Source organism: Mesorhizobium sp. M7A.F.Ca.CA.001.08.2.1 (assembly GCF_003998455.1).
In the GTDB taxonomy this organism is placed as follows: domain Bacteria; phylum Pseudomonadota; class Alphaproteobacteria; order Rhizobiales; family Rhizobiaceae; genus Mesorhizobium; species Mesorhizobium ciceri.
Map to the genome: position 1 here is coordinate 1 of NZ_RZPW01000550.1, position 4,332 is coordinate 4,332.

General features: G+C 65.2%; 4 protein-coding genes. All 4 read left to right on the forward strand.

Annotated features, from left to right (window positions below; all coding sequences use genetic code 11):
* The coding region (locus EN914_RS25990) for an NAD(P)/FAD-dependent oxidoreductase (protein WP_164778904.1) at positions 1 to 1,227 on the forward strand (1,227 nt) is incomplete at its 5' end.
* Entirely contained in the window at positions 1,227 to 1,709 is a 483-nt protein-coding gene (locus EN914_RS25995) for a MarR family winged helix-turn-helix transcriptional regulator (protein WP_024503406.1), read from the forward strand. The genes EN914_RS25990 and EN914_RS25995, both read left to right, overlap by 1 nt.
* A 45-nt stretch (positions 1,710 to 1,754) precedes the next feature.
* Positions 1,755 to 3,908 carry an indolepyruvate ferredoxin oxidoreductase subunit alpha gene (locus EN914_RS26000; RefSeq protein WP_024503407.1) on the forward strand — a complete coding sequence of 718 codons (2,154 nt, stop codon included), beginning with the start codon at positions 1,755 to 1,757 and terminating at the stop codon, positions 3,906 to 3,908.
* Positions 3,901 to 4,332: 2-oxoacid:acceptor oxidoreductase family protein (locus tag EN914_RS26005; RefSeq protein ID WP_206527237.1), on the forward strand; the 432-nt coding region annotated here is incomplete at its 3' end. The genes EN914_RS26000 and EN914_RS26005, both read left to right, overlap by 8 nt.

The window sequence follows — 4,332 nt, forward strand, 5'->3', positions numbered from 1 at the left end:
GCAATCGCGGCAGGCGACGGTGACCGGCACGCGGATGATGTCGGCGGCATCGAACGCAATGCCGGCCTGCTGTTCGGCTTGCTCGGCGGCAGCCTGTGGTCCTACCCGACAGCGAAGCTGCTTGCCGGTGATGGCTGGCGGCGTGGCCCGCGCGGCCTTGCCGCCTTCCTCGGCGAAGCTCTGGTGCCGGCGCGCGGCTGGCTCGAAAACACCTACCGGTCCGAAACCATCCGCGCGCTGTGGGCACCCTGGGTACTGCATGCCGGGCTTGGACCCGAGGACGCCTTCTCCGGCCAGATCGCCAAGGTCATCGCCTTCGCGCTGGAGGCGGCCGGAGCCCCTATCGTCAAGGGCGGCGCTATGAACCTGCTTGCCGCCTTCGAGGCTTTGATCCGAGAACGCGGCGGCGATGTCCGCACCGGCGCCGATGTCGCTTCGATCGTTCAAAGTAATGGCCGGGCAACCGGCGTGCGGCTGGCCTCGGGCGAGACAATCAATGCCGACAAGAGCGTCATCTGCTCGGTTACGCCAACGCAGCTCTATGGCAGGCTGCTTGGCGCGGATGCACCCAAAGCCGATGTCGAGGCGACGCAAAAGTACCGCTACGGCAAAGGCAATTTCCAGATCCACTATGCCCTCGACAAGCCGCCGGCATGGCGGGGCGATGGCTTGGACAAGGTGGCGCTGCTGCATCTGACCCCTGGACTGGACGGCGTATCGAAGGCCTGCAACGAGGCGGCGCGCAGCATGCTGCCGGAGGTGCCGACCATCTGCGTCGGCCAGCCGCACGCGCTCGACCCGTCGCGCTGCCCGGAGGGCAAGGCGATCCTGTGGCTGCAGCTGCCAGAGGCGCCTCGCTTTATCAAGGGCGACGCCGCAGGCAAACTGCAGGCCCCGGCCGACGGGCAATGGACCGACGCGTTGCGCGAGGCCTATGCCGATCGCGCCGAAGCGATCCTCGCCAGCCATATCGACGGCTTCAAGGACAGCATCATCGCGCGCCGCGCCTATTCGCCGGCCGATCTCGAAGCGATGAACATCAACCTGGTCGGCGGTGACCCCTATGGCGGTTCCTCGACCATCGACCAGTCTTTCCTGTGGCGGCCGTTCAAGACCAGCCGCAACCATCAGACCGGCATCAAGGGTCTCTACCATATCGGCGCCTCGACCCACCCGGGTGCGGGTCTAGGCGGCGGTTCCGGATTTCTCCTGGCGGGGAGGCTGTGATGGAAGAGAAGGTCGCGGAAAAGCGCCAGCGCATTTCGACCCTGGGGCAGATCGGGCTGCAGCAATTCGCGCCCTATCTGATGAACCGCATCATGGGCCGCTACAACGCCACCTTGCGCGACGATTTCCGCAAGCAGGGCCTGACCATCCCGCAGGTCCGCACGCTCGCCGTGCTGTCGGTCACCGACGGTATCACCGTCAACGACCTCTCGGTCTATACGGTCATCGAGCAATCGACCTTGAGCCGGACCCTCGATACGCTGGAGCGCCAGGGTCTGGTGCGACGCGAGCAGGGTGTCACCGACAGCCGAATCCGCCATGTGTTCCTGACCGACGAGGGCCGCGCCGAGTTCACCCGCGCCTGGCCGGCCATGCACGACGCGTTCGAAGCGATGTTCGACGACATCGACGATGCCGAATATTCCGCACTCATCGCCACGCTTTTGAAGATGCTGAAGAACATTCGCAAGCACGACATCTAGACCTACGCGCCGCCAGCGCTGGCGGTAACGGAAGGGAGAAAAAGAATGGCCGAACGGTCTTTTGCCAGGGAAGTCGAAAAACTCAGGCTCGGTGCCGGCGAGGAGTTTGCCGGCGAAGGCATTCTCGCCATCACCAAGGCGCTGCTGCAATGCGGCGTCGGCTATGTCGGCGGCTATCAGGGCGCGCCGATCAGTCACCTGATGGACGTGCTGGCCGACGCGCAGGACATTCTGGGCGAGCTCGGCGTGCATTTCGAGGCCAGCGCCTCGGAAGCCACTGCCACCGCCATGCTGGCGGCGTCAGTGCATTATCCCATTCGCGGTGCGGCGACCTTCAAGTCGACCGTCGGCACCAATGTTGCCTCCGACGCGCTCGCCAACCTCGCCTCCGGCGGCGTCACCGGCGGCGCGCTGATCATCGTCGGCGAAGACTATGGCGAGGGCTCCTCGATCATGCAGGAGCGCAGCCATGCCTTCGCCATGAAAAGCCAGGTGTGGCTGCTCGACCCGCGACCGAACCTGCCATCGATCGTCAAGGCGGTGGAGGATGGTTTCGAGCTGTCGGAGATTTCCAACACGCCGGTCATGCTGCAGGTGCGCATCCGCTGCTGCCACGTGCATGGCCATTTCATCGCCAAGGACAACAAGCGACCGCCGATGACGGTCGCCGATGCCCTCGACGCGCCGCGCCGCGACACCGGCCGCATCGTGCTGCCGCCCGCCTCCTTCCTGCATGAGAAGGAGAAGGTGCAGAAACGCTGGCCGGCGGCGGTCGACTTCATCGCCAAGAACAAGATCAACGAGTTCTTCGGCTCGGACCATGGCTCGGTCGGCATCGTCATGCAGGGCGGCATGTACAATTCGGTCATCCGCGCGCTGCAGCGGCTCGGCCTTGCCGACATTTATGGCGACACCGACGTGCCGCTCTATGTGCTCAATGCCGTCTATCCCTTGATCGATGACGAGTTCCTGTCGTTCTGCGAGGGCAAGCAGTCGGTGCTGGTCGTCGAGGAAGGCCAGCCCAACTACATCGAACAGGCCTTTGCTTCGATGCTGCACAAGGCCGGTCGAGGCACCAGGCTGGTCGGCAAGGAGCACCTGCCGATGGCCGGCGAATATACCGGCCAGGTCATGCTCGACGGCATCGGCGCCTTCCTGCGCGCCGAGGCGCCGCATCTTTTGCCGGGCGAGGTGCGCGCGCCCAACAAGGTTGGCGACGGCGTTGATGCCGCCGACCTCATCAATGTCGTGCCGGGCCGTCCGCCGGGCTTCTGCATCGGCTGCCCGGAACGGCCGATCTTTGCCGCGACAAAACTGGTCGAGCAGGAGCTAGGCAAGCATCACATCGCCTCCGACATCGGCTGCCATCTGTTCTCGATCATGCCGCCTTTCGAGCTCGGCGCCACCACCATGGGCTACGGGCTGGGCCCGGCCTCCGCCTCGGCCTTCAATTCGCCTGATGCCAAGCGGCGGTCCATCTCCTTCGTCGGCGACGGCGGCTTCTGGCACAACGGCCTGACCTCCTCAATTGGCAACGCGGTGTTCAACAAGAACGACGGCGTCATCGTCATCGTCGATAATTTTTACTCGGCCGCCACCGGCGGCCAGGACATCCTCTCATCCCGCGCCGGCAACAAGACCAAGTCGACGAAGCATCCGATCACCGAGGCGGTCAAAGGCATGGGCGTCAAATGGCTGCGCCATGTCGACCGCACCTATGACGTGACCAAGATGCAGGACACGCTGCGCGAGGCGCTGACGACGGAGGAGAAGGGGCCGAAAGTCATCGTCGCCTCGTCCGAATGCATGCTCAACCGCCAGCGCCGCGAAAAGCCGCTGGTCGACAAGGCGATCAAGGGCGGGACCCGTGTCATGAAACCGAAGTTCGGCGTCGATGAGGACATCTGCACCGGTGACCATGCCTGCATGCGGCTGTCCGGCTGCCCATCGCTGTCGGTCAAGTCGCTCGACGATCCTTTGCGCGACGATCCGGTCGCGCATATCGACCAGAGTTGCGTCGGTTGCGGCAATTGCGGCGAGGTCGCCGATGCGGCGGTGCTCTGCCCGTCCTTCTATCGCGCCGACGTCGTCCACAATCCAAGCCGCTGGGATCGCTTCCTGGAAGCCGCGCGCCGCGCCACCATCAGCCTGTTGCAGCGTCGCCGCGAAAGCCGGCGCCTGACTTTCGCCGATGCTTGACGCCGTCCCCCCACTTCGCGCCCATGCCGGCGCTCAGGATGGTGAGCGTGTCATCAAGCTCGCCGTGCTGGCGGTCGGCGGCCAGGGCGGCGGCGTGCTCGCCGATTGGATTACCGATGTCGCCGAGCGCAACGGCTATGTCGCGCAGTCGACCTCGGTCGCCGGCGTCGCCCAGCGTACCGGCGCCACCATCTACTATGTCGAGATGGCCCGCGACACCGGCCGGCTGCCGGTCTTTGCACTGTCGCCCTCGCAGGGCGATGTCGACATACTGATCGCGGCGGAGTTGATGGAAGCCGGCCGCGCCATCATTCGCGGCTTCGTCACGCCCGAGCGCACCACGCTGATCGCCTCGTCGCACCGCATCGCCGCCGTGTCGGAAAAGATCGAACCGGGCGACGGCCGCGCCTCGTCGTCCAAGGTG